Origin of the sequence: Petroclostridium sp. X23, assembly GCF_030013905.1 — a bacterium.
GTDB lineage: Bacteria > Bacillota > Clostridia > SK-Y3 > SK-Y3 > X23.
Genome location: NZ_CP124862.1, coordinates 5,449,301 through 5,475,338, shown reverse-complemented (window position 1 = coordinate 5,475,338; position 26,038 = coordinate 5,449,301). Strand labels below are relative to the sequence as shown.

Sequence of the window (26,038 nt, the reverse complement as noted above, 5' to 3'; positions counted from 1 at the left end):
CTTACTCAGCAATGCTTTTAACAAGCTTTAGATTGCCTTTACTCGCAATTAATTGGATTTGAGACTTTAAATTCTCTGGCAATAAATTTTCACGTCTCTCTCTATTTGCTACCTGCTCAAACATTTTCAGGAACTGCCCTCTTATAACGCCTGGCTCTTCACACAAACATATCTCTCTAAAACCAATATAGTTTACAACTTTTGCAGTCAACGGCGATAAACTTTGTATAGCTTCCGTTTCTCTGTAGTACCCATATCTTCGCATTGCATCCACTACTTCGCCCCATGCATCAGCGGCATTTATTTGATTCTCAGACGGTGTTATAATTTCTGCAACCTGCTTTCTAATATCTGAGATAGCTGGTGGGAATGGGCTTTCCATTAGGAGCTTCTTAACTGCTAACTGTGCAATTTTATAATCAATATCTCCCAGCATTTCGTGCCATACATTTTGTTTGATCTCATCGATTTCGAACTTTGGATATGCTGCTGCAATAACAGCTAATATCTTTGCTATCTCGCTTTTTACCATATATCGCTATCCCCCTGTTCATTTTTCTGCAATTCTTCTTGTTCTGATTTTTTAACCAAATCGAGTGCCTTTTGAACATTACTGCGGATTTTAGGTTTCTCGATATCCGGGTACTCAGCTATGCCATTAATATAATCTTCAAACGGTTTACTTGGCCCTAAAAATGTTTTCGCATGCTTCACATATTGCACTGCCGTATTTTTAAGTTTGCATTCTTCAGCATAGTAATAGCTTGCTTTTATCAGATCGTGCGGAGAGATTTTACTTGATTTATTATTAACGAGTGTGTTCCAATTTTTAAATGCTGCCTTTTTTTCAACTCTCCTAGGGTAGTAACTCCAAAACTCTTCGAATTCTGTAGGGTATTCACCTTTGCCAGGACCGTTGTCCTGCGCTCCATTATCTTCTTCAGATAAATTCTCAGCCGGGGTGTCAACACACACATTATCTTCTGTTCCTGATACTGATACTGTTTCTGTTACTGTTTCTGTTACTGGTTGAATAAACCGTTTATTTAACTGTTCTTTTAACGGTTCCATAAATTCTTTTTCAAACTGTTCAATAACAACTTTGAAGTCTTGAATCAATGGAGTTTCAGGCAATTCATTTAATTTGTCTATTGCACTTTTAACCTGGTTTGGATTTTCTAGTGGATTATATTTTAGGTAATTACATACTAAAACTGTATGGTTTTTGTGATCGTATTTGATACGATTAATCCATTCTAGTTTTTCTAAGGCTTTAGTAAACCGTTTCTCATCCCACCCAAGATCAAAGCAAGCATATGGTATTGGTAAGAAGTAAAGCCCTAAAATATTCCGGTGTGGAGATGTGAGAAGATACAACATTAAGAATCTTTCATCACAATCAACAGACCGCATCTTATCATCCTGCCAAAATTGGCTCTCTACTCTTGTGTACATATATCATCTCTCCAGCTATACAGCTTCTTTATATAGTGCCTTGCTATTTGCTATCAACGTTGCATACTTTCTTTCTGCTGCTTTCCACTTATAAGTAGCAGCTTCTATAAATTCCTGATCTGCTTCTTCAAATTGCTTCTCTGCTATTTCCAATTCTAATTTTGCTTTTTGTATTTCACGTTTCAATATCTCCGCAAAATCGCTCTTTATTGGGTAATCCCTTTTAGCAGCTTCCTTGATCTGCGGCCATTCGATTGCCATCCAGATAAGTCCGCCACCGATAATCGTAATTAATATAATCACTTGGAGTAAATGTGCTGGTGAATAAATCATTGATGTGTCCTCCTTTACATTTTTGTTAAATTCGAGGAATAAAGTTCTATTTTAAAGGATATAATAATGGTGTGGAGGTATATGCCCCTGCCCCTATCAAAGAGACAGGATGCATACTCTCAGAACCCCTTTATAATTTAATATAGAACTTGTTAAATGCCTGCTGGACTGCGAATCTAGGCAGGTATTTTTATTTATTCCACGGAAGCCCTTCATCGTTAGGTTCTACTTCAAGTTCCGGCTCTTTTGCATCATTGACACTATTTGCGTCTTTCTGCTCTTTATGATCTTTGCTGCTTTTGTGCTCTTTTACTGCTTTTTTAATGAACGCACAAGCTTTCTTCAGTACTGCGTCACGTGCATTCTCTCCAAGCCAGTCAATATAATCCGGTTTTTCTTTATATATCTCACCAAGCGTTTTCCCTTTGTGCATTCCAAACGTTACTTTTATTTTAGAAGCACTTTCGGCAGTCATATTAGATGTTTGCTCATTTTGCATGAACTGCGCCATATCCTCAACGTCCTGGGTAAATATTTCAGAAAGGCTCGCTACTTGCAAAGTAGCATCAACAAGTGCTCTTTTCTTTGCCATCTTTAAAATAGTATTTGCTAACGAGCACCCTTCGTCATTTTCAACCTTATATTGCATGTTTCCGTATCTTTCTTTAGACTCAAGGCCTTCAATGTCTATACCAGATGGTATTTTATCTTCATTAACCCAAATATATCTATACTTACTTTCCTTTGAGTTGCAGCTTCCTACGCCTTCGCTAACCACTGAGCCGTTCTTATAAATCCGGCACTTAAAAGTGTAATTAAAAAATCCTTTATCAAAGTCCTCTATGCTGCTTATGATCTCATACTCAGGCGTCAAGCCCATCATCATACAGATTTTTTCAGAGCCAGGTTTTAAAAGAGTTGGCTTTGAAGTGCCTGGGACCTCTCCATAGTCGTGATCTTTTTTTAATGTCTGTTGAACAATCGCTTGAAAAGCCTGGATTTTTTGCATTGTGTTTTTAACTGTGTTTATGTCCATAGATTCAATAATACTTAATGCTAGATTCCCGTTCTGTGGGTATTCAACTATATTACTCATGCTGCGTCCTCCTCATTTTTATTTATTGCTTGTACCATTAACTTTTGACCTTCTACTACACGAGATTCGATGATCTGTGTGTCCGGCTTACTGTAATGTGTTATGCTCTCTGCATTATCTATGAAAATAGGAAACTGTAACCCAAGTAGATTAATAATCAAATTGCTTATTTCAAGTCCGGCCTTAATTCTTTCTGCACCGGATAGTACTTGAAATTCTCTGCCTTCATACATCAATTTGAATGTACCTTTAAGCTCCCCGGTGCTCTTTACCAACTCATAGAGTTTTAATGACACCTTGTCCAAATATTTATCAATCATCTGCGTCTGTATGTCTAACTTCTTAGTATTAAAGTTGATAGCAGAATTAATCTCTGCAGTAATACCTTCTTTGTCTTTCTTTAGCTGCGCAATACGCTCTTTAGCTTCTTTTAACTTAGCTTCATTTTCCTTAATTTGAGCGATACGTGCATTTCTTAAAGCATTCGCTTGATTAACATTTGTCTTTTTCAGTTCAAGTTCTGAGATTTTCACACGTATATTGCCTTTTTCAATATTGATCTTCTCAGCAACATTCTCATTTTCAATTATTCTTTCTTCAATCATTAAGTTATCTATCTCTACTTTAATCTCCGTAATTTGATCTTCACTAGAAGCCTCATGCTGAATTAAAAGCTGTTGATTATATGTCTCTGCCTCAATTATTTCAACTTTCAGTTGTTTTATTTTGGCTTCACAATCTTCAACATGCTGCTGGATCTTGAGGCTGTACTCGTTTTTAATTGCCTCGTTCTTCTTCTTGCCTTGATCTATCTGCCTTCGTAGTTCATTGCCGCAATCTACGATCTCCTGCATTTCATCTTTTAACCTGTTTTTCTCTGCGTCATTCAAGTCAATCTCATGTCCGCAGGAAGGGCATTCAATAGAAGGGTTTTCAGATAGTTTCTTTAACTTTGCATTGCACCTGTTATAATCTTGACCTAACACCTGCAACTTTTCTTCCATGCTCATAACGTCAATGTATCTTGGGCTCTCGCAAGGAACCATATTCTTTGACATTTCAAGATGATTTATTTTTTGTTGAATCTCTGATATATCCCGTAATTCCGGCTTATTCTTATTTTTTATATCAAGCATCTTTTGAGTTAATTTAAGTTTCTGCTCTTTTAATGCGTTGATATCATAAGGTAATTTAATCTCTTGGATCTCTTCCAACCTATTCCTTAGCTCCATAAGCTTCGCATCATCAAAGATAACTTCCTCTGGTATCTCTAAATTAGTGTTTGTTCCTTCTAAGAAGCCTTGTTTTTTAAGTAACTCCTCATCAACTTCTTTAATTAATTCTCTACGCTCTTGGAGGAATAAATCAGCATTTCTGAACCCTGCATTCGCAAGAATATCCCGAGAATTAGTATCCAACTCTTTCATAACCGCATCAGTTGATATATCCGGGATGATCTCCATCAAAAGTTCCTTTGCATCCTTCGGAGTTAGTGCCGGAAAATATGCCGGGTTAAATATACTGTAGAACACTCTCTTATCCTTATAGAACGCCGCCAAATCATTGTTAGTGACCTTCTTATCATCTAGGTATATGTCTGTTTTACTGCCTTTTCTATGCCGCCATACAGAATGTTGATCACTATCTACGGTAAAAACTAATTCTACATCTGTTACTTTGCTCTCAGGGTTCACAAGCACACTATCTGCTCTCTCGTTGCCCCATAGATTCGCACCAAATAACGCCCAACAGATACCTTCTCCTATAGTTGTTTTGCCTTGTCCGTTTTCGCCAGTAGCCTTAGTAAAATCACTAAAATCATACTCAACTTTATTTTTATGATTCTTAAACCCTTGCATGATCAGCTTATTAATTACTAATCTCATAATCACACTGCCCTCCATCGTCTGTAAAATCCGTTTTCTTGCTCGATTCCTTCAAGTCGATTCCTTAGTAGCCTGTTTTCATTTTCTAACTCATCTATCTTTTTCTTATAAGTTTCATCGAATAGTGCGGCATCTAACAGATCAACAGCTTTCTCACGCTCTTTTAGATCACAATTGATATTGAATACCGCAGGCTTTTCATTCCTAAGTACCGGCAGAGCAATAAATATGCCTTTCTTATAGTCTGCAATGCCCTTTTCAGAATCTATGAAAACTTTAGCTGCCCAAGAATCCTCAGGACCTGCAATAAAATTTTCAACTCTGATATCATCAAGATCATATCCCACTATGCAAACCTCCATTTCTATGCTATACTTTAGTCAACAATTAATTTTATCTGCGCTTGAATTAGCGCTTTTTTTATGTGTTTCTTCTCCCCTGAACCACGCCTGACAATCTTCGATGTTATAATAATAAGCTCCATCAACTTTTATAAAAGGCATCCCTTCCTTACGCCATTTCGTGAGATCATATGGGTCACAAAAAAACTTCTCATAAATTTGATTTGCATTAACAAATATTTTTCCGTTTGCATGAACTACCTTTATGCTGTTTCTATGCCTTCCACCTCTCAGCTTGTCCACCTCCTTTACACATATTGAAGCGTCTCGTTGCTTTTTACATAGCCTCTGGACCTGCATTTTTGGTTATGCTTTTGAATTTCAGTTATGACACGCCGAAGCCCCCACTTTCTAATTGTGGCTGCTACAAGTTCCTGGCAACAATGAAGCACATCCAACATTTCATGAAAAGCACTAAAAAATATATCTTCTTCGTTCTTGCTATAATCTGCTGCAGATTTCTTGTTTAAGCAAACTTCTTCTAAATCTTCTAATATTTCATAAAACTCTTTTCCTTCTCTGCGGCACTTCACAAGTATTCCATTCATGCTTAAGTCAACATTATTTAATGGTACTAATTCAAGGCTCTGTCCTATAATGCAATTTTCGTGGCAATACTTTCTTACTATATTAGGATTGTCCACTACATGCGCAATAGAAAATGCGGCATCTGCTCTCAGTGGTTTTTCGTGAGAAGTAATTTTATAAATCACTTTATTGCCTAAGCCGGCTTTTTCTTCTACAATCCGGTAACTTAAGTTTGGAGAAGATTCAACGGTTTCTCTAATTTCTGCTACTACACACACTCCTTTATCCCCCCTTTCGCTGAATGTTCGCCTGCGCTTTCACTGTTACGTATTTAAGTATTGCGTTATACTGTAATCAGTAATTAACGGCGCACTTCTAAATCTCACTTCCTAAATCTACCTCACCCCCTTCACTTCCGGGGCTCCTTGACCGAGGGCCCCAAGAATTTTCATTCTTTCCTCGCGCAAATCGGTGATACGCTTCCGGATTTGCTTCTTCCTTTCTGGTGCAGTACTACTTAGAAGATTCTCTTTGACTAACCTTGTATGTTCTACCAGGTTATCCTCTAGCCTATTGCACTCTTCATCAGAAAGCCTGTAAATTATCTTCCCTAAACTCATTGCATCACCTCCCCTCACTTATCCGCTAATGTTGCCTTTCGTGCCTATACTGCTTTTTTATGAGTGCTATTCTTCTTTGCTTTCTCTACGGTAACTATGGGACCATATTTAAGGACAAAATCCGTAAGTGCATTTATAAATTTGTCATAAGCCATCCTTTGTTCATCAGTCATGATCGTTTCCGCATATTCAAGATTAATATCAAGTTTTTTCATAGATTAGCACCCCCATAGTACAGTATATTTATTCTAAAATTTGTCCTATTACTTTAGCTCGAAATATCGTTAAAGCACTCCGGCATCTGTCTAGACTTTTTAAAATTTATTTTTATTAAACATCCTGGCACATTCTTTCCATAACTTACTTGATGAACATAATTCAAGAAACGGGTAAAATATAGTTAAGCAGTTTTGTTACACTGGTTTTGTAACGTTTCGTTACTTTTGTCATCAAAAAAAATTTTATTTACATCATCGTTAAAATATTGAGCAATATTATTTGCTAAATTTAAATTAGGATTTCTTGTTCCATTTTCTATCATTGCATAAAATGCTCTTGAAATCCCTAGATCAGTCGATACATCAAGCTGCGTTTTTTTGATCTCTTTTCTAAGTTTGATTAAATATTGGCGCATTACTTATCACCTCCAAGCTTATTGTTTGTAACGATGTGTGACTTTATACTACCATTATAATGTAACATTGTGTGACTGTCAATATTTTTTTGAAACTTTTTGTGACAATTATTAAATAATGTAACATATTGTGATATTATCAAAGAGGAATTTATCGTTACGAGGTGCTGAAATGACTTTAGGAAAGCGATTAGCGTACATGCGAAAAACTAAAAAATTGACCCAAGAAGATGTAGCAAAAATAATAGGCATATCTAGAGGGTCGTTGGCAATGTACGAAACCGATAAAAGAGAACCTGATAGAGATATGTTAAATAAGCTTGCTGATTATTTTAACGTTTCTACGGACTATCTGCTTGGCCGTACCAGCGACCCTAATTTAGCTGTATTAGAGGGCGAAAATATCCCAAAGGAATTCAGGGACATTGGTATAGAACATATGGTTGTTGCAAAAAAAATAAAGGAATCTGGTTTTACCCCTGAAGAAGTTCTAAACATGCTAGAAGTAATGGATAAATACAAAAAGAAAATGCAAGGTAACAAAGATTAAGATAATCCATTCTTAAAAGCGGCCTCAATAGTCGCTTTTTTTATAATCTAAATTACAATATGTAATATTGCCTATAATATACCTTTCTACAGAATCTATTCCTAGATGGATGTATATAATCATAAGCAAGACCCCCTATTTTATCAAAATACGAACAATAGTTCGTATGCCTTATTAATTATAACACAAATTTTTCCTCTATACAAAGTTATTTTTAAGCTTTTTCTAAATTTTAATTACTAAGCCAAAGGTTGCCTTTTGTAGAAGTAGCCTTTTATGTTATAATAACTATTATTTAATTGCTTGGAGTGATCATATTGCTAACTTCAAAACAAAAACAGACTGCAGCACTTTATGTTCGCGTAAGTACTGAAGAGCAGGCAAAGGAAGGGTACTCTATTGGTGCGCAAATAGATGTACTAACACAGTATTGCAAACTTTTCAATATAGATATATTTAAAGTATATAAAGACCTCGGTATATCTGGGAAAGATACTATTAATCGTGATGGTTTGAACCAGCTAGTTAGAGATTCTAAAAAAGGTGTGTTTAATCTTATTTTAGTCTGGAAAATTTCACGTCTGTCCAGGAGTCTTAAGGATATTCTCACGCTAGTGGACACATTTGAACAGCATGGCGTTAGTTTTGCCAGTTATTCTGAAAAGTTTGATACGTCTACCCCTGTTGGGAGAATGACACTTCAAATATTAGGTTCTATTGCTGAATTCGAGCGTAACACTATTGTTGAGAATGTTAAACTTGGACTTAAAGAAATTACAAAACAAGGTCGTAAAACAGGCGGCTCTATTTTAGGATATGATCCTGTAGACAAGAAATTAGTAATTAATGAAAAAGAAGCCAACATAGTACGGTTAATATTTGATTTATATGTAAATCAAAAAATGGGCTTAACAAAGATTGCTATATATCTTAATGAGAATGGATATAAAACAAAACGCGGTAGACCTTTTAGTAAAAATGGCGTGGGATTAATTTTAGCAAATTCCACATACATTGGTTTAAATCGCCATCAGATAGGCACAGAAAATGAGTATACCGTTGAAGGGATACATTCCCCAATTATAGATATGGAATTATGGGACAAAGCTCAAGCAATAAGAGAAAGCCGTGCCAGTATTGTTGAACGCCGCCATGAAGCCGGCATTTTCCTCCTTTCTGGATTGCTGAAGTGTCCTGCATGTGGTTGTGCAATGACTAGTGCATATACCATCTCTACAAAAAAATTAAAAAATACTAAAAAAACTTATCGTTATAGATACTATCATTGTAATAACTTTGATACAAAACGCACATGCAAAGCGCACTGGATATCTGCTAACAAAATAGAAAACCAAGTAATAGAATATATAGAGAATTTGTCTAAAAAGCCTAATGCAATAAAAAAAGTTATAAAAAATACTTATGAGAAAGCTAAAAAAGATAATACACCAGTAGAACAAGAAATAAAATACTTATCCAATGAAATAGATAAACTAGAGAAATCTAAAGAACAGTATTTCTATATGCTGGAATCAGGGAAAATATCTAATCCGGATACATTTATAGAAAGGATTAATGATATTGATATTAAACTGCAGCAATTAAAAAACAGTAAAGCTCAAAAAGAAATTATAATTGATAATTGTGCTGATCCGATTGACGATAAACAAGTGGTAAATTATTTTAAACAATTTTCAGATATGATGAAAGTTGCTACTCCTGAGGACAAAAAAGCACTTATTCGCTTATCAATAAAAGAAGTATTTGTTACAGATAATATGCAAATTGATGGGATAGAATTCTTATTCCCTATTGGTAAAAACGGTATTGTTCAACGGTTTTAAACCGGATATTTTCTCGCATTAAGACGAGGTTCCCTACGCCGGGACCTCCTTTGATACAGATGATTCTTGTCGCTTCTTCCTGTCCTAATATGTACTGATAATAGGAATAAAAACCTTTAGATGTGTTTCCACCCGGGAAGACATGTTTAATTGTGCCTTTTTTTGACATAATAGACCAACCCCTTTGTTGATATATTTACAGAAAAACAAATGATAATAGTTTCAAATGAAAGATTCTCTGTTGACCATGATTATCATTTATTTCTTCTATATAAAATATTAACCGAAGTTGAATTTTGTGCTTGTTCAATATTCGTATAATATATAAAAAAAGAAAAAGGTACTACAAAAGTTAGTACCTTTACGCTTAATCCTTCTTTATATTGTTTTTAAATGCATAAATCGCAGCCTGTGTTCTATCGGATACATTTAACTTTTTAAATATATTAGATACATGGTTTTTTACAGTTTTTTCACTAATATATAACTTAGCTGCAATCTCTTTATTTAACATCCCTTCCGCAATCAATTCCAATACTTCAATTTCCCTCTGGGTAAGTTGATTCTCGCCCCTGCTCCGCTGTTCGTCAATTGTTCCCTGTGTAAACTCCTTTATCAAATCGGTTGTCAGATTAGGTTGAATATACGACTGCCCTTTATATACACTTTGAATTGCTTCAATCAGTACGTCCGAATCAGCATCTTTTAGTACATATCCAGCTGCCCCAAGTTGAACTGTTTTTATAAGATATTCACGTTCAGCGTGAATCGTCAGCATAATTATCCTTGATGGACATCCTTTTTCTTTCAGCTGCGCTATAGCCTGAATACCATTTAAGTTCGGCATGTTTATATCCATCAAAATAACGTCAGGCTTAATCTCCATCGCTAACTTAACAGCTTCTTCTCCATTTGAAGCTTGGGCTACCACCTCTATATCATTTTCCAACTCAACAATTTGCTTAAGTCCTTGTCTCACCATCAAGTGGTCATCAGCAATCAATATTTTAATTTTGTTCATTAACCAGTTCCTCCTTTGATATCAGTGATATCTGAATGCAAAGCTTTGTGCCTTTGCCTATTTCAGATTGTATATCAAACTTACCATTCAATAGTTCAACTCTTTCTTTCATGCTGTATAATCCAAAGCCGCCGCTGTGGTCCCAGTTTTTTTCTCTTACTTCAGAAAGATTAAAACCTTTTCCATCATCACCAATATTCAGAGTTAAAATATTATTGCAGATTGATATTTTTACTGTTACACTTTGTGCTCTAGCATGTTTTTTTATATTATTTAAAGCCTCTTGCACAATTCTAAAAACAGTCAAAGAAACTACCGGACTAATATCATCCGGAATTCCTTGGGTCCGATACCTTACCTCAATACCTGTCTCTTCCTGATAATTAGACAAATATCTTTGTATGGTAGGAACCAAACCTAAGTCATCCAAAGACATCGGACGCAAATCGTAAATGATTCTTCGTACATCCTGCAAACAGTTTCGTACAACTCCTTTTAGCTCTCGCAATTCACTTTTTGCTTTTTGCGTATCTACATCTATTAATTTTTCACAAATTTCCGCTTTCAATACAACATTCGACATGGATTGAGCCGGACCGTCATGTATGTCACGCGCAACCCGCTGTCGTTCCTCTTCCTGCGCCTTTATAATCTTAATGCCAAGATTCTGCTTATGTTGAATATCTTCCAAATGATTAGTCAGGTCTGCCAGGTCACCGGATAAATAACCCACCGCCATCCCTACCTGAGTTATAAGTCCTTCTGCCTTCTCAACGGTTTTATACGCTTCCTTAATCCGGATTTCAAGTTCACTGCGCCGAGCAATCATGTTTTGCTCCTGTTCCCTTTTAATGGCCAGTTCAATCCGCAAACTATCAGCATATTCGTAAACTTCCTGAAGCTTCTCCTTGGAAGGATTATCAAATCTTTTACTAAGCATCATCAGTTTCTTTCGGCTGTCTTTCAAGTCTTGTTCAAGCTTTTCAACGGTTTCGATAACTTGCTTAACCTGTTCTTTTAATTGCCTTAAATCCCGTTCTAATCTTTCGCATTCCTTACGTGCGCCCTCAGCAATGTCATAAATCTGGTTTTTACTCGTAGTAATGGCTTCTAATGTTTTTTTAATTATTTTATCCAATCTGGCCACATCAAATTTATGATTAACCATAATCATACCCTTTCAAAAAATCCGTTTTATAATAATGATATATTCTATATAAATATTCAAAACCCTTTGGTAATTGCTCCCATTCGGCCTTTTAGGCACCATTATAGCTCTATTTTAGTACAACAACCCTATGAATAGTGCCAAATACCTAATATAAACGATAGGAATAATTAAATCAATAATTGTTTATGTATTCTCTAAAAAAGACTATATATTTTATTATATAGTCTTTTTTATTATGTTTACAACATTTATTTAATTATTTTATACCGTAACCCATTTCAGTGATAGTATTTTTTATTTCTTGTTCTTGTACCATAGAAGGATTAAAATCAACTTTTACCTGTTTATTATCAAAGTTGATTTTAACATTATCTACTCCTTTGATTGCACCTACCGAGCTGCGTATCATGTCAACACAGTTGCCGCAGGTCATTCCTTGTACATTAAATACTGCTGAACTCATAAAATCTCTCCTTGATTATCATTATAGTCTCAACACAAGACATACAATTATATTTTTTTCAAAGGTTGAAAATTTTATGCATATTTATTCTTTCGATTGTATATCCTACAATGGTAGCCCGTTTACGATTTCCATAATCGCAAATACCTGCAGTATTAAATATAATACCATTGTAAATATCATGGGAATATTTAAAAAAGCTGCTTTCAAATCCTGCTTCATACCTGCGATTGGCGCTTTTTCTTCTATACTCGTAGTTTTCCTGAATAAGATAAATGCCGGAATAAATATTAAAACAGCCACTACAAACGATAAAAAGAAGAACAGATCACTCTCCAAAAATGGTAATTGCACCAAATAGTTCTCTTGAAGATATCCGAGAAATACCGCAAAAGCATTATTAGCAAGATGTCCTAACATTCCGGCCAAAATCGAACCGGTCCGCAAAACAAAATATCCAAAAATCAATCCAAAAAAGATAGGGGCAATCAAATTCTTTATATCTCCGTGAATAATACCAAACAATAATGCAGAGATAATCAACCCTGTTTTGGTGCCCCGAATTTCATAAGCTCTCATGACGATTCCCCTCATGAGTATTTCCTCACATATAGCGGGCGTAACCGCAATAATTGCAAGACTGATGATAAATCCATCTAACGTGTGAGGTATAGGTATGGGAGATGGGGGGATTTCACCCAGCAAACTAAGTAACAACAAAATGGGTAAATTGAGTATCTGCGCTATAAACTGTCCTGCAATACCCATAATGGCTATTAATACAACATGTAGAAGCTTTATAGTCTTAAATCGTATCGTTTCCCTTACCGATATCCCTTTTAACATAAGGTATAGCATGGCGGGAATAACGACTGAAAATAATTGTGTTCCAACTAATAATATATTAAGCAGGGTATCTTCCGATAGTTCTCGTCCTGTCACAGCCGAATATATTTGCACACCTAAAATTCCTGCAAAGCTCACTCCAAACTGCAGCACCAATACGATAAAGAACAACCAGTTTGCACCTCGCACTGTTAGTTTTCCATATGTATTCATGGTTTAATAATCCTTTCGTCTGTGATAATATAGTCCACTTCTTTATCATAATCATCTTCAGGCAACCGGTCGACCACTTGGAACTCAAATGCTATCCCGACCGTAATAGCTGTTATCTCCTGGCGTGAAAGCAGCTTATCATAATATCCTCCGCCATATCCTATTCTATATCCTCTTTCATCATATACCAATGCCGGAACCAATATAAGCTCTAAAATCTCACCGGATACTTCACGCACATAATCTTTCTTGGGCTCCAACATGCCATAACTGCTTATATACAGCTCATTATCAAAATCTTTTAGCTCCGACAATATCAGTTTTTTTGAACTCATATCGGTAATGGGTACAATGATGCGTTTATTATCATTTAATGCATACCGTATGAAATTTCCGGTAACCACTTCATTTTTAAAATCTATATACGTCATTATACATGACGATTGTTTATACCATGTTGTTTCGATCAGCCGGTCTATGATTATTTTACTCTTCATCATGACTTCATCTTTTTTCATAGCTTGCCGCATCTGATGATACTTCTTTCGCAAATCCTTCTTATTCAAGGTTATCCTCCACTCTTATATATAATCATATAACTGCCTTAACGGTGCAAAAACATACGTTGAAAATAAATATAGACATATAAATAGACATATCTCCAAAAACAACGCAACAAATATCCTGTAACGCCCAAACCTCTGAAATACTTGAACAGTCACACTATAACACACTCTATAGTAAAGCAGTAATATCGTAGTGATCAACAATGTAGAAATAATCCACCAACTTACAAATACATTGTAATAAATAACCGCACACACCGCTGCCAGTATGATTACAAGTATAGCTAATTCTTTATAGCTGTTAAGTGAGGGCATGGTATTTTTCCCGTATACCTTAAAGTTTGCAATAGGAAATAATAATAAAGGAATGGTTAATCCGAAAAGACCTCCCGATATAAGCCTAATCCCATTATTTGTAGTTCTGAAGCCTAAATACGATGTTGCTCCATCCACGGCCATCACCGCAATAAAAATACATAAAATAATGGTTAGCCTTATTTTAGGCGGTTTATCACACCTCCACCTTTTCATGACTAACAGAAAAAACATCGTGATAAACATCCCTGTATATATCCCGGTATCCCGCGCACAAAAAGGCAGCGGATATCCGTCAACCCATAATGTTCTGGATAGTTCCTGATGACAAATCAGCGAGCCGAACCAGAAGTATATTTTTTGTATTAACATAGATATCACAACGTCACTGCATATTCTTAAACTGTTCAAATATTTGAGGCATGGTATCCGATACTATATATAGTGAGAAAACAAAATACGCAACACAGCATAAACAGGTGAGAACCGTGATGATAAGTGTCCCTGTGAGCAATGCCCTCCCAAAAGACTTCTTATCCGGATTGCCTTCACTGTTCATATATATGATGCCCATTATAATACCTGCCAATTGACCGATTAGCGGTATGGTAGCTACCATCGTAATAAAAACTTTAAACCCATTGCTTAAATGTTCTCGATGTTGTTCGGGAGGAATATATCCTGCAACTTCGTAAGTAGCTTCATTGATCTGGCCGTTACTTTGAGGCTCCACCGTACTACCGCAAAAAACACATTTAGAAGCCGCATTGTCTATCTGCTCCCCGCAGTAAGGACATTGTCTCATATCGTACTCTCCTTTTAAATCCAATTGTTTTGCTTGCTGATCTACTCTTTATAATTCTATATTTTCTCAAAAAACCCTTTTAATTTACAATAAAAGTTATAATAACAAACTATTCCAGCGGTTCATACTGCTCAATATCCGCATCTTCAAAAGTACCCATCTGGGTATATGCCGCTACCGCAGCATCAACGATATGGAAAGCTAAAGCTGCACCCGTACCTTCTCCTAACCGCATTCCAAGATTAAGCATAGGCTGCATATTCAACATCTTCATAACAACTTCTGCTCCCGGTTCAGCGGAACCATGAGAAGGAAGAATATATTCTTTAACCAACGGATTGATTTTGCTGGCAATTAATGCCGCAGCTGCTGAAATAAACCCATCAATGATGATAGGGGTTTTATGATATGCCGCACCGATAAAGCACCCTGCTAACCCCGCGATATCAAGTCCTCCCACCTTCGCCAGAACATCGATAGGATCATCTTTATCCGGCTGATTAATTTCTATTGATTTTTTTACTATATTCATTTTATTTTGATAATCTTCCCGCGTTAATCCGGCTCCTCGACCTACAACGTGTTCAATAGGACAATCAGCATATACTGCAGCGATTGCACCGGATGTAGTCGTATTCCCGATCCCCATCTCCCCTGTCCCGAAGAGCCGGATACCTTGATCTACCCGTTGAGATATGATATCAATCCCGATTTCTATTGCTTTCACAGCTTCATCTCGTGACATGGCAGGTCCCTTGGCAATATTATCTGTCCCCCATTTTACTTTTCTATTGATGATTTGAGGATGTTCCAGTTTTGCGTCTACACCGATATCTACAATGACGAGATCACTGTTTGTATGACGGGTAAAAATGTTTATTCCCGTTATTCCTCTTGTAAAATTTTGAGTAACTTTTGCAGTAACATCTTTTGGGCAGGAACTGACTCCTTCCGCTACAACACCGTTATCCGCACACATGACGATAACACACTTTTTATCCACTTCAGGGTACATATGACCCTTTATCCCTGCCAACCGCACTACAATATCTTCTAACCGCCCCAAACTGCCTATTGGTTTTGTAAGGCTATCCAGTCTTTTTTTTACAACAACCATTGTATTCTGATTGAGCGGAGTAATTCTTGAAGTGATATAATCTAAAGAAAACATTGAAAAACCTCCTACATATTTATGAGTATATCATATAATACGTCGGAGGTAATCTGCAATAAAAAATCTTTAGATTTTTTTTACTTTTTAATCATCTTGTATTTCATCTTCTTCAATTCTGAATCCGCATTTGGAGCAATAAGCCGCATCTATTTCATTTTCTTTCTCACATCTTGGACATAATTTCATCTTCTTTATTTCTGCAATTTTTTCTTTTATTTGACTAACTTTTTCTATTGTTTGTTCTATCTCTTCACAACGATTTGTCAATTCATCAGAAAAAACATCTCCGTCTTTATACGCATCATAAATGATTTGCCCTACTTCTTTCATCAATACATCTATTCGCGTTTGAGCATCGCCTATCGAAATATTGAGTTTGGTAACCTCTACAATTTCATTAGATTTTTTAATAGCACTTTTTGCTGTCTCAGTGACTTTACTTTTAATCTGATAAAATTTCATCTAATGTCGCTCCCCTTTAAAGTTCATTTATTTTTCCCCTTTTTCTTTCTCTACGCTATTTGCAACACCTTCTGCCGGTTCAACAAAATTGTTGGCTGCGGTCAAGGTCACAAGCACTTCACTTGGCCTTGTAAGTATCGAAAGTTCCTCCGCTACTTCCAAGTCCAGTACTTTAAAGCTTTGTCCTACTGCAAGCTTACTTAAATCCGCATTGATAAATTTAGGCACTCTATCCGCAGCGCATTCAACTTCAATTTCCTGCTTTTGCTTTTGAAGGATCCCATTGCTTCTTTCAACATAATCTGTTCCGATAAAACGAATAGGTACATGAGTACGCACCTTAGAATCTTGCTCAACAGGCTTCAAATCCACATGTATTACTTGGTTGGTAACGGGATGATATTGTACTTCTTTTATCATCGCCCTTACCGTTTCATCGCCTAATTGAACATTTAAAATCGCATTATCACCATGTTGTGTCAGCAATGTATCCAAATCTTTTTTTTCTATTCCTATCATTTTATTGGCTGTAGCATCATATACAACTGCCGGCACCTGACCGATGCTTCTTGTTCTATGCGCACTATTTGTTCCGATTCCTTTTCTATAATATGCATTCAAAGTGGGTGTTTCCATAAATACTCCTCCTTATAATCTATGATCTATCAGAGGAGTATTCCCATACTATAGATTTTTTAAACGTGAATAATCATCAATTCCTCTAATCTAATGACTTGCTGCAACTTCTAATGTATTTGCAATCTCATCAATAATCTTATGTTTATTCTTACTGTTTACTTCAACAATATCTTCATCACCCAACTGTACCCATAATGATATATTATAATCACTGATATTGTCCATCACAACATCAATAATATTCATCGCTTTGATAACATTCCGATATACATATATCCATTCTATCACACTATCATCTACATCTGTTTCCTTATCAAAATATTTATCTAAAAACTTTTTAATTTCCCCCCTTTTCTTTGACATAATACTTATCGTAACCAACATATTAAAACTCCCCTCAGTATACTTAAGAATGACAAAATAAAAATCCCTTGCTTGAAAATCGGGTATTATTATTCCGTCATTCCATAAAACAAAAAAGACATAAATACTTAATTCAACAAAAACATTGAAAATCCTTTATGTAATTTTTTCTTTTTACATGCTAATATCTGACATGAAGTATGTTTTGATCCTATCATCATTTATTGAATGGATTATAATCTTTGTGGTTAGACTAAAATTGAGGTGATTCACATGAAAAAACGACTGGTTTTATATATAATGTTGGTACTTATGTCGCTCATTTTTAACACTATGCTGTGCGGTTGTTCAAAAAAAGCGGAGAAACCTGCTCCCAGCGAATCCGATGAAGAAAAGAAAAAGACGCCGGATGTGCTCAAAGAATTGGAATCATCCATACAGGATATTATGGATGAATTGGATAAAAAAGAAGAAGAAAAAGAAAAAGCCGAGATTACGATAGAGTCAAAAACGGAAATTAAACAAGAAGAAGGTCAGGATAAAGCCAGTAATGAAACAAAGCAAGAAACCAAGCAAGAAGTAAAACAAGAATCCCCGGAAGATAAAAAGTGGGAATCCATTACAAAAAAAGTTGAAAAAATCCATGAGCAATGGAACGAGCTTCAACCCGAGGCAGTGAAAGGCGGGACACCTACAAAAGTAATGGATACGTTCAGTAATACTCTAAATACCCTAACTACTTATGTTGAAAGCCGTGATATGCAAAACACATTGTTTTTTGCAAATGAATTATATAGAAATATCCCTGACTTTATGGAGCAGTATAATGAAAAAGTCCCTCCGGATATAAAAAGGATGGCTTATTTTATAAGAGATGCAAAATACAATGGGATGATCAACCAATGGGAAAAATCTGTTTCCAGTATTAATAATCTGAAATCTCACTGGGCCATTGTAAAAGCACAAGGAAAAAAAGAGCAAGAAAAACAAGTAAGCCAAATGGATTTCTCAATCACTGAATTGGAAAAAGTGGTTACCCAAGGGAATATAACTTTAACACGTTTGAAAAGCGATATCGCGTTGGATAATTTGAAGAAATTAGAGGAATCCTTTAACAAGTGAGTTAATTTCATAATTTCTAATCCTTGAAAACACAAGGTTAGAAAAAAGCATAAAAAATAGTTTACCCCAATCCGATAAATAATTCGTCCAAACAATCCACAGAAAGGAGTAAACGTTGTACGAATTATGAATCGGCAAACAACATTATTTACTTTAGAGCAAATTATAGAAATTCAACCATTAACAAAATTACAAGCTGTTTTAACATTTATTGATTATTCAATTATGCTTGAAACTTTTAAAATTGATGTCAGCAAACGTGGTCCTAAAGGATTTGCGTATACCAGCTTGCTCAATGCTTTACTTGCAATGCAAATAGATCAAATACCTACTATTAAAGCATTAGTTAAAAGGTTGAAAACAGACCCCGTTTTAAGAGTAACCTGCGGGTTTGATACTATTGGCAAAACGCCTAGTGCTTCAACTTTCTCTAGGTTTATAGAAAAGCTCTCTAAAACCGATGTACTTGAAAAAACTTTTCAGAGAATGGTTCGTAGAGCCAAAACCTTGGGACTTATTAATGGTTCCCATGTCTCAATAGATGCATCGAAAATTGATGCCTTTGAGCATGCTGTACCAAAATCAAAAATACCAGAAAACAATCCAGAGTTTCCTCACTGGGGTGCCAAGCAAGATACCAATGGCAATATGATAAAATGGTTTGGTTGGAAGATGCATGCTGTAGTAGATACAACAAGCGGAATCCCATTAGGGTACATCATAACCCCTGCAAATGTTGCAGATATGGTAATGGCAATACCACTAATGAATAAGCTTAAGGCAGATTATGAAGACTTATTCAAACCATCTTACTACATTATGGATACAGGCTATGATATACCATCTATCTATCAACATGCTGTATCATTTGGTGCTCAAGCTATTATGCCAATTAACTGGAGAAATACGAAAACTCCACCTGAAGGCATTAACTGGGAAGGTCAACTTGTTTGCACCATGAATTATCCGTATGTGAATGGTGGAAATGATAATGGAACCATTCGGTTATTATGTCCCCACGCTTGCGGAAAAGCCAATTGTCCTATGGGTTCAAGTTGGTGTACGAGTACAAAATCAGGATACATTGGCAAAGTTAAAATTAAGGATAATCCACGGTTTATATCTTATCCATTACGAGGAACAGAAGCATGGGACAATCTATATGATGAAAGAACATCCGTTGAACGCTTTTTTGGTGATGGAAAAGAAAACTATGCTTTAAACAATCTGCGTGTAGCAGGGCTAAAAAAAGCAAAAGTATTCATGGATTTAGCCTGCATTGCAATTATTGCTACAAGAATTACAAAAGCAGAACAATCAAAAAATATTGCAGCTTAGTATTTTAATTATCAAGGAACAGGAGATGATATTTCTTAATTTCAAAACTATATAGTTGTGGATAACTATCTATTGTAAGGATAGTCTAACCTTTTTTTGCACAATTTCAAAAATATCAGTAGGAATTATCCACATTCTTGATTTTTGAATTATGAAATATCCTCAAGTAGTATAAGTTATTAGTCTTTAAATCCAATTGCATGAATATTGCCAAATTTGACCACATCATACGTTAGTCGGTTAAATTTGGCAATTGATATCTATGCTATAGTTATGCCTCCAATATTTCTTTTTGTACTTTTTTGCTCAAAGACTCAAAAATCAGACGGTAAGACCGGTCTACCATATCCTTTAATACCTCGTCCGGCACATCGCCATCTAAATATAGCGAATTCCAATGCTCCTTGTTCATATAATATCCAGGAACAATATCTTCTTCATATTGCTGCCTTAAAACCTCTCCATAGGAAGGTTCCAGTTTAAGCGTAATAATCGCTTTGCCTTCCTTGTCCCCGCCCTGTAAAGCAAACATCTTTCCGTTAATCATATATCTTGTTGCATTCCATTCGGGCTTAAAATCCTTTACTGCACTCTTTTTTGAAAGGCAATATTCATCCAACCATGCATATTTCATAATACTCCTCCTTATCTATAGTTCACTAATATAAACTATAACATATTCAAAAGTTAAAATCCATGATTTGAGAATAAATGCAAAAATGAGTAATATAACGTATCTACTATTCCGCGGTACTCTTGATATTTATACCTCAGGTACATATAATAGATGTACCTCATTCTTTTCTGCTAAACTATATACAAGGTGTTTTATCTATAGCAATAAATAGTTATTTAAATTCAGCTAATATTCATTGATTTATAACTAAAGACGATATTAAAGGAGAGAATCTTATGAGCGAAAATTTCGTAATCGATAGAGAGAATCTTCTAGGGAAAACACCTAGTGAATCTGCTGTCGAGATGACTGAATTGGTACTTCCTAATGACACAAACCTTCTTGGTAACCTTTTGGGTGGCCGTTTAATGCATTGGATTGATATTGCTTCAGCAATGGCAGCCTCCAGACATTCAAATAAAATTGTGGCTACAGTTTCTGTTGACAGTCTGGATTTTCGTCATCCCGTCCGTATGGGCGAACTGGTCATCCTTAAGGCTAGATTAACCTGGGTTGGAAGGTCTTCTATGGAGGTCATGGTAAAGGTTTATGCCGAAAACATTAAATCAGGAAAAACTGCATTAACCAATAAGGCATTTTTAACTTTTGTAGCCTTAGATGATAACTGCAAGCCTACTCCTGTTCCATCTTTACACTTTGAAACAGAGGAAGAGAAAAAGATAGCACAGGCTGCAGAAATCAGGCATCTTGAAAGACTGAAAAGGAAATCAAAAGAAGAATAATTTCTTTGATTAGGTTTTTAGATAATATCCATGAAAATAACTCCTTCTTGGCTTTTATAATAAATTTTGCCATGAAGGAGTTATCTTCTAATGATACCAATAAATTTTTTGAAAGTCACAAAGACGATGATACTTCCACTTTATCCGATAAACATGCCGCCGTTTACATCTATTGTTGCTCCGGTCATAAATGCTGCACCATCACCTGCAAGAAAAGCAACCACATCCGCAATATTTTCTTGTTTCCCTACTCTGCCCAGCAAAATGTTCTTTTTGAGAGCCTCATAGTCCTCTTCGGTCAGTCCGATATCACTCTCAGTTGGTCCAGGTGCAACGGTATTAACATTAATATTATATCCTGCGACTTTCCTTGCCAGACTTTTTGTTAGACCAATCATTGCCGCTTTTGATGCCGAATATGCACAACCTACACTAAAGCCGCCCGTTCTTCCTGCAAGAGATGCTATGTTAATAATTTTCCCGCTTTTTTGCTTTGTCATATATTTTAATACTTGCTGCGAAGTGAAAAATGCACTCTTTAAATTTACATTCATTACTCTATCCCATTCTTGTTCGGTCAACTGGTCAAAAGGTGCTTTATCAATAATACCCGCATTATTTACCAATACGTCAATTCTTCCGTATTTTTGTCCCACGGCCTCTACCATATCCGTAATTTCCTGTACTTTAGACACATCGGTCTTTACAGCCATTGACGGTATACCCATCGCATTGATCTCTGCAGCAACACCGGCAGCGTTTTTTTCATCTATATCAACAATAACCGGGACAGCCCCCTTCTCCGCCATTGTAAGTGCAATACACCGCCCTATTCCCTTTCCTGCTCCTGTTACTATACATACTTTGTCTTTCAAATTCATCATTGAAACCTCCCTTAATATTTTTATATTTTTACAGAGTATACTATTTGTTTAACGTTTAACTGAATACCAAAAGGAAATAAGAGAATCTCACGTAGATTGTCTTACTACCAATTCAGGTTTTAAAACTACGTGCTGCATTCCATCAACTTTATTCCTAATCTTATTTATCAGTAACTCGGTACCTTTACAGCCAATAGAATATTTCGGCTGTCTGATGGTTGTCAACGGTACGCGCAGATACGCCGCAAAATCAATATCATCATATCCTGCTACCTGTATATCTTCCGGTATCTTTAGACCCTTTTCGATAATTGCTTCCATCACTCCGATACTGATCACGTCACAGCCACAGAATACTGCTTTTACGTCTTCTCCTTTCTCAAGAAGCTGCCGCATCGCTGTATATCCGTCCTCAATTTCAGGATTCATATTAAGTACTAATGACGGATCATATTGAACTCCATTTTCTTCAAGTGCCTTTTTGTATCCTATTAACCTGTCCACAGCACTTATATTATATTCTTTTATATTGAAAAAATGAATTTTCCTATGATATCTTAGTAAATAATTAGCCATTAAGTATGCACCTGATACATTATCATTGATAACATAATCCGCACTTTCTACCTCACTTCTTCTAATAAGAAAGACAAACGGGATATCCAATTCTTTTAGCAAAGCATAATCTTCTGCATGTGTAAGCATTGATGCCGCAAGAATAACACCATCAATTCTTTTGCTAATAAGCACATTCAAGGCTTTTTTCTCTTTTTCCTTGACACTATCGGTATTGCATAGAATAATGCTATATCCTTCCTTTGACGCCGCATCTTCTATTCCTTTAATGACCTTTGGAAAGAAGGTATGCGAACTGTCAGAAATAATCACACCAATTGTTTTAGTTTTGTTCAATTTAAGACTTTTGGCTATAACGTTGGGTTTATAATCCAATCTCTTTGCTGTTTCTTTTATTTTCTTTACCATTTCTTCACTTATGCCGCCTTTATTATTTAAGGCTTTAGAAACAGCAGTTGCAGAAATCCCTAATTCTTTTGCAATATCTTTAATTGTTGCTATCTTTTTAGTAGCTTTCATTTGTATCATCCTTAAATAATATTTTAGCTTAAAGCATTTTTTGTTTTGTGATACTCCAAGAATTAAGAAGTTCCAAGGCATAATTAATAAGTTTAACGTTAAACAACATTATAAATATATATTCGATATTTATTTAAAAAATCCTTCTTTTTTATTAAATATTTTCTTCTTTTTATAAACAAAATCAAAGTTAAAATTATCCTATATATGAAACACCCTGATATTCTATAGGGAATCAGGGTGTTTTATTATAAGCCGGTATTCTAATAAACAGTACTATTCATTTACCTTTAACATGACCTTCATAATGTCGTTCATGTGCTCATCTATATACTCATAAGCTTCTTTTACTTGTTTCAGGTCAAAATGATTTGTAATAATGCCTTCAGTGTTAATCTTTCCTTCTCCTAACAGACGTACTGCATCTTCATAATCTTCACGCACATACATCATCACGCTGATTAAATCTATTTCCTGTCTTTGGAGCATAGGAATCTCAATTTCCACAGGCTCTTTAAAATTACCAACAATGATAATTTTAGACGCTCTGCGCGCACTCTTAATAGCCTGTTGGATTGAAGCTTTAACTGCCGCACAGTCGATGATCGCATCGGCACCTCTAGCTCCGAAATTTTCTTTAATCGCATCTGCCAGACCCGTTTTCATGGTATTCACACAATAGTCTACATTTCCTTTTTTTGCAAGCTCCAGCCTCTTATCCTGAACGTCCGTAATCATGACATTCGCTGCGCCCAGCGCTTTTGCAGCCTGAGCTGTAAAATTACCTATTGCTCCGGCACCTAATACAACAACATTCGCGCCTTTGATCTGTCCAACCTTTTTCGCCGCATGAACACCTACAGCTACCGGCTCCACCAGCGCGCCTATATCAAAATCCATATCATCGGGAAGCTTAACTACTTTTGAGGCATCCACTGCAAAATAATCAGAGCACGCACCGGTAGTATGAATGCCTATGACTTTCAAATTTTGGCATACATTATAACTTCCTATTTGGCAAGGATAGCATTCACCACAGAAGATTTGAGGCTGAATAGTCACCCGTTCTCCTACCTTCACGTTAGTAACATTTTTACCAGCCTGCATTACTACCGCAGAAATTTCATGCCCTAATACGATTGGAAACGTCATATACTTGTGTTTTCCATGATACACCTGTATATCTGAACCGCAAATGCCAACTCTCTTCATTTCCAGTAGCACCTGATTATCTCCTGCTTCAGGAACAGGTACATCTAATAATTCAAATGTATATGCTTTTGTTGTTAATGCCTGTAACATTGGATTTCCCCCTCTTTTGAAAATATATCTAAATAATAATATTTTCTTGTAATATATTCCATGTAAAATCTTTAATGCATTTAATATATTTTATAACTTAAAATAAATTACCTTGATCGTCAAAAGCAAAGTATTCCGGTTCACCTAAAATTTCAATATCAGGATTTCTTTTTGCTTCTTCCAGTAAAGCTTCGGATATATATATTTCGCCGACATGCAAAGAGTTCTTAATTCTTACGATTCTGGCATTATTTTTATCTATCTCATTGCATATTTTTACCGCTGCGGCAATTGCTAAACGATCGCTTTTCATAATCATAGGAATTTTGACCGTGCTTGATACCGTCGCTGTCAAAGCATTTGGATAACTCTTATCAAGATCTGCTTTGTCAAAAAGCTTTTTTGTTATAAAGTCTGCCATTCCCATTCCTACGGCATTTCCATGTGTTTCTTCAGTCAAGTCCAGCACAACCACCCTCTGGATTTCCGGACCGCCGCTGGCATACGGGGTACAATAAGTAGCCGTAATATTCGGATCCATCCCATCTCCGCTAATGTTCTTACCTATCTCGTCTACCACTAAAACATCAAATTTATCAAACATAATTTTAGGCATCAAATTCTTAGCTTCAATTAAAAGATCCGGTTCCTTTTCAGGAATTTCATCTTTTTCCAGTGCGATTATTCTACAGGTCTCATCGTAAGGATTTTCGATTAATCCAAGTCCAAACAAAACGTTGGCATGCTTTAATATAGCATTGGCAAAAAGCGGTACATTATAGGCCATATGCTTAAATCCTGCTTCATGACATGTATCGGCACCTTTTTGCTTCCCCAGACCAATAGTCATCATCTTCATTAGTCCGCTTTCATATTTACCCCTAAAAGCTGTATGTGGCTTGATTCGACCAACAACAATGATTCCATCTGCTTCTGCAGCATGTTTGTCAATTAAAACCGGCCGATCATCCTCAGTACGCCCTATTTCCTTTACTTCCATCGATGATTTGATAGGTGCATCTATATATTCCTCGGTTACGCCAAAACTTTCCAACACTTCCCTTTGTCCTTCAGCGGTTGCACCCCCGTGACTTCCCATAGCAGGAACGATAAAAGGATTTCCACCAAGGCTTTTGACAACTTTTACAACTTCCTTGGTAATCAGCGCAACATTGGCTACTCCTCTGCTCCCTACTGTAATGGCTATACTTTCACCGGACTTTATCGTCTTAGCAATCTCCGGTTTTGAAATTTCATTATATACCGCGAGCGGAATATCATCAATCTTTGGTCGGGGAAAGTTTTGGCGGATTTTTACCATTTTAGGCAATTTGATGTCACTTAATAAATTACTGATAACCTCACTCATACTAATCACCTCATCATTAAATTTTATTTATACATTATTAAATTTTATCTATACATTCTATTATAATATAATTATAAATTGTACTCAATAATAATCAAAAAAAGATAGTGCCGTTCAACATATA

At 35.9% G+C, this 26,038-nt stretch carries 32 protein-coding genes and 1 pseudogene; 5 read left to right on the top strand and 28 right to left on the bottom strand.

Annotation, left to right across the window (positions count from 1 at the left end; translation table 11 throughout):
* Position 1 precedes the first annotated feature (1 nt).
* The 11 genes from QKW49_RS25645 to QKW49_RS25595 all read right to left on the bottom strand — a co-directional run bounded on the left by QKW49_RS25645 (position 2) and on the right by QKW49_RS25595 (position 6,953).
* The gene (locus QKW49_RS25645) at positions 2 to 532 is read right to left on the bottom strand and encodes a replicative helicase loader/inhibitor (RefSeq protein WP_282865477.1); all 531 of its coding nucleotides are present in this window, start codon (positions 530 to 532) and stop codon (positions 2 to 4) included.
* A complete protein-coding gene (locus QKW49_RS25640; RefSeq protein ID WP_282865476.1) occupies positions 526 to 1,455 on the bottom strand; it encodes a hypothetical protein in 930 nt (309 codons plus the stop codon). The genes QKW49_RS25645 and QKW49_RS25640 overlap by 7 nt, the downstream gene beginning before the upstream one ends.
* A gap of 15 nt (positions 1,456 to 1,470) precedes the next feature.
* Complete coding sequence (locus tag QKW49_RS25635; RefSeq protein WP_282865475.1) at positions 1,471 to 1,788, bottom strand: hypothetical protein; 318 nt, start codon at positions 1,786 to 1,788, stop codon at positions 1,471 to 1,473.
* A gap of 190 nt (positions 1,789 to 1,978) precedes the next feature.
* Entirely contained in the window at positions 1,979 to 2,884 is a 906-nt protein-coding gene (locus QKW49_RS25630; RefSeq protein ID WP_282865474.1) for a hypothetical protein, read from the bottom strand.
* Entirely contained in the window at positions 2,881 to 4,770 is a 1,890-nt protein-coding gene (locus QKW49_RS25625) for an AAA family ATPase (protein ID WP_282865473.1), read from the bottom strand. Before QKW49_RS25625 ends, QKW49_RS25630 begins: the two co-directional genes overlap by 4 nt.
* A gap of 2 nt (positions 4,771 to 4,772) precedes the next feature.
* Positions 4,773 to 5,117 carry a hypothetical protein gene (locus tag QKW49_RS25620; RefSeq protein ID WP_282865472.1) on the bottom strand — a complete coding sequence of 115 codons (345 nt, stop codon included), beginning with the start codon at positions 5,115 to 5,117 and terminating at the stop codon, positions 4,773 to 4,775.
* A gap of 33 nt (positions 5,118 to 5,150) precedes the next feature.
* Entirely contained in the window at positions 5,151 to 5,414 is a 264-nt protein-coding gene (locus tag QKW49_RS25615; protein ID WP_282865471.1) for a hypothetical protein, read from the bottom strand.
* 5 nt (positions 5,415 to 5,419) lie between these two features.
* Positions 5,420 to 5,977, bottom strand: a complete 558-nt coding sequence (locus QKW49_RS25610; protein WP_282865470.1) for a hypothetical protein — start codon at positions 5,975 to 5,977, stop codon at positions 5,420 to 5,422.
* A 117-nt stretch (positions 5,978 to 6,094) separates the two neighbouring features.
* Entirely contained in the window at positions 6,095 to 6,319 is a 225-nt protein-coding gene (locus QKW49_RS25605) for a hypothetical protein (protein ID WP_282865469.1), read from the bottom strand.
* Positions 6,320 to 6,363: 44 nt separating this feature from the next.
* On the bottom strand, positions 6,364 to 6,534 hold the full coding sequence (locus tag QKW49_RS25600; protein WP_282865468.1) for a hypothetical protein: 171 nt from the start codon (positions 6,532 to 6,534) through the stop codon (positions 6,364 to 6,366).
* Between the two features lie 185 nt (positions 6,535 to 6,719).
* Complete coding sequence (locus QKW49_RS25595) at positions 6,720 to 6,953, bottom strand: helix-turn-helix domain-containing protein (protein WP_282865467.1); 234 nt, start codon at positions 6,951 to 6,953, stop codon at positions 6,720 to 6,722.
* A gap of 172 nt (positions 6,954 to 7,125) precedes the next feature.
* On the opposite strand from QKW49_RS25595, the gene QKW49_RS25590 reads away from it, so the two are divergent.
* Complete coding sequence (locus tag QKW49_RS25590; protein ID WP_282865466.1) at positions 7,126 to 7,503, top strand: helix-turn-helix transcriptional regulator; 378 nt, start codon at positions 7,126 to 7,128, stop codon at positions 7,501 to 7,503.
* Between the two features lie 317 nt (positions 7,504 to 7,820).
* Positions 7,821 to 9,347 carry a recombinase family protein gene (locus QKW49_RS25585; protein WP_282865465.1) on the top strand — a complete coding sequence of 509 codons (1,527 nt, stop codon included), beginning with the start codon at positions 7,821 to 7,823 and terminating at the stop codon, positions 9,345 to 9,347.
* Between the two features lie 31 nt (positions 9,348 to 9,378).
* On the opposite strand, the pseudogene QKW49_RS25580 reads toward QKW49_RS25585, so the two are convergent.
* The 12 genes and pseudogenes from QKW49_RS25580 to QKW49_RS25525 all read right to left on the bottom strand — a co-directional run.
* A pseudogene (locus QKW49_RS25580) lies at positions 9,379 to 9,516 on the bottom strand (ATPase); the annotation flags it as partial.
* Between the two features lie 198 nt (positions 9,517 to 9,714).
* Complete coding sequence (locus QKW49_RS25575) at positions 9,715 to 10,368, bottom strand: response regulator transcription factor (RefSeq protein ID WP_282865464.1); 654 nt, start codon at positions 10,366 to 10,368, stop codon at positions 9,715 to 9,717.
* On the bottom strand, positions 10,355 to 11,536 hold the full coding sequence (locus tag QKW49_RS25570) for a sensor histidine kinase (RefSeq protein WP_282865463.1): 1,182 nt from the start codon (positions 11,534 to 11,536) through the stop codon (positions 10,355 to 10,357). The genes QKW49_RS25575 and QKW49_RS25570 overlap by 14 nt, the downstream gene beginning before the upstream one ends.
* Positions 11,537 to 11,795: 259 nt before the next feature.
* Positions 11,796 to 12,002 (bottom strand): copper ion binding protein, encoded by a 207-nt coding sequence (locus tag QKW49_RS25565; protein ID WP_282865462.1) that lies wholly within the window; start codon positions 12,000 to 12,002, stop codon positions 11,796 to 11,798.
* 105 nt (positions 12,003 to 12,107) lie between these two features.
* A complete protein-coding gene (locus QKW49_RS25560; protein WP_282865461.1) occupies positions 12,108 to 13,061 on the bottom strand; it encodes a CPBP family intramembrane glutamic endopeptidase in 954 nt (317 codons plus the stop codon).
* Complete coding sequence (locus QKW49_RS25555; protein WP_282865460.1) at positions 13,058 to 13,627, bottom strand: 5-formyltetrahydrofolate cyclo-ligase; 570 nt, start codon at positions 13,625 to 13,627, stop codon at positions 13,058 to 13,060. Before QKW49_RS25555 ends, QKW49_RS25560 begins: the two co-directional genes overlap by 4 nt.
* Positions 13,628 to 13,642: 15 nt before the next feature.
* On the bottom strand, positions 13,643 to 14,314 hold the full coding sequence (locus QKW49_RS25550; RefSeq protein WP_282865459.1) for a DUF2085 domain-containing protein: 672 nt from the start codon (positions 14,312 to 14,314) through the stop codon (positions 13,643 to 13,645).
* Positions 14,315 to 14,327: 13 nt separating this feature from the next.
* Entirely contained in the window at positions 14,328 to 14,747 is a 420-nt protein-coding gene (locus tag QKW49_RS25545) for a hypothetical protein (protein WP_282865458.1), read from the bottom strand.
* A gap of 109 nt (positions 14,748 to 14,856) precedes the next feature.
* Positions 14,857 to 15,918 (bottom strand): nicotinate-nucleotide--dimethylbenzimidazole phosphoribosyltransferase, encoded by a 1,062-nt coding sequence (gene cobT, locus QKW49_RS25540; RefSeq protein ID WP_282865457.1) that lies wholly within the window; start codon positions 15,916 to 15,918, stop codon positions 14,857 to 14,859.
* Between the two features lie 87 nt (positions 15,919 to 16,005).
* Positions 16,006 to 16,383, bottom strand: coding sequence for a zinc ribbon domain-containing protein (locus QKW49_RS25535; protein WP_282865456.1), 378 nt, complete (start codon positions 16,381 to 16,383; stop codon positions 16,006 to 16,008).
* Positions 16,384 to 16,410: 27 nt separating this feature from the next.
* Positions 16,411 to 17,019 carry a 50S ribosomal protein L25 gene (locus tag QKW49_RS25530; protein WP_282865455.1) on the bottom strand — a complete coding sequence of 203 codons (609 nt, stop codon included), beginning with the start codon at positions 17,017 to 17,019 and terminating at the stop codon, positions 16,411 to 16,413.
* Between the two features lie 90 nt (positions 17,020 to 17,109).
* Positions 17,110 to 17,406: a hypothetical protein gene (locus QKW49_RS25525; RefSeq protein ID WP_282865454.1), complete on the bottom strand. Its 297-nt coding sequence runs from the start codon at positions 17,404 to 17,406 to the stop codon at positions 17,110 to 17,112.
* A gap of 252 nt (positions 17,407 to 17,658) precedes the next feature.
* Between QKW49_RS25525 and QKW49_RS25520 the strand changes: the two genes are divergently transcribed.
* Together QKW49_RS25520 and QKW49_RS25515 are read left to right on the top strand one after the other, a co-directional pair.
* Positions 17,659 to 18,507 carry a hypothetical protein gene (locus QKW49_RS25520; protein WP_282865453.1) on the top strand — a complete coding sequence of 283 codons (849 nt, stop codon included), beginning with the start codon at positions 17,659 to 17,661 and terminating at the stop codon, positions 18,505 to 18,507.
* A gap of 126 nt (positions 18,508 to 18,633) precedes the next feature.
* Entirely contained in the window at positions 18,634 to 19,845 is a 1,212-nt protein-coding gene (locus QKW49_RS25515; RefSeq protein ID WP_282863267.1) for a transposase, read from the top strand.
* A gap of 271 nt (positions 19,846 to 20,116) precedes the next feature.
* On the opposite strand, the gene QKW49_RS25510 is transcribed toward QKW49_RS25515, so the two are convergent.
* A complete protein-coding gene (locus tag QKW49_RS25510) occupies positions 20,117 to 20,479 on the bottom strand; it encodes an MmcQ/YjbR family DNA-binding protein (protein WP_282865452.1) in 363 nt (120 codons plus the stop codon).
* A gap of 278 nt (positions 20,480 to 20,757) precedes the next feature.
* Here QKW49_RS25510 and QKW49_RS25505 point away from each other — a divergent pair, with 278 nt between their 5' ends.
* The gene (locus tag QKW49_RS25505; protein ID WP_282865451.1) at positions 20,758 to 21,264 is read left to right on the top strand and encodes an acyl-CoA thioesterase; all 507 of its coding nucleotides are present in this window, start codon (positions 20,758 to 20,760) and stop codon (positions 21,262 to 21,264) included.
* 140 nt (positions 21,265 to 21,404) lie between these two features.
* Here QKW49_RS25505 and QKW49_RS25500 read toward each other — a convergent pair whose 3' ends face one another.
* The 4 genes from QKW49_RS25500 to QKW49_RS25485 all read right to left on the bottom strand — a co-directional run bounded on the left by QKW49_RS25500 (position 21,405) and on the right by QKW49_RS25485 (position 25,914).
* Positions 21,405 to 22,148 carry a 3-oxoacyl-ACP reductase family protein gene (locus tag QKW49_RS25500; RefSeq protein WP_282865450.1) on the bottom strand — a complete coding sequence of 248 codons (744 nt, stop codon included), beginning with the start codon at positions 22,146 to 22,148 and terminating at the stop codon, positions 21,405 to 21,407.
* An 87-nt stretch (positions 22,149 to 22,235) separates the two neighbouring features.
* The gene (locus tag QKW49_RS25495) at positions 22,236 to 23,243 is read right to left on the bottom strand and encodes a LacI family DNA-binding transcriptional regulator (RefSeq protein ID WP_282865449.1); all 1,008 of its coding nucleotides are present in this window, start codon (positions 23,241 to 23,243) and stop codon (positions 22,236 to 22,238) included.
* A 276-nt stretch (positions 23,244 to 23,519) separates the two neighbouring features.
* Positions 23,520 to 24,545, bottom strand: coding sequence for an alcohol dehydrogenase catalytic domain-containing protein (locus QKW49_RS25490; protein WP_282865448.1), 1,026 nt, complete (start codon positions 24,543 to 24,545; stop codon positions 23,520 to 23,522).
* 97 nt (positions 24,546 to 24,642) lie between these two features.
* Complete coding sequence (locus tag QKW49_RS25485; RefSeq protein ID WP_282865447.1) at positions 24,643 to 25,914, bottom strand: lactate racemase domain-containing protein; 1,272 nt, start codon at positions 25,912 to 25,914, stop codon at positions 24,643 to 24,645.
* Between the last annotated feature and the right edge of the window lie 124 nt (positions 25,915 to 26,038).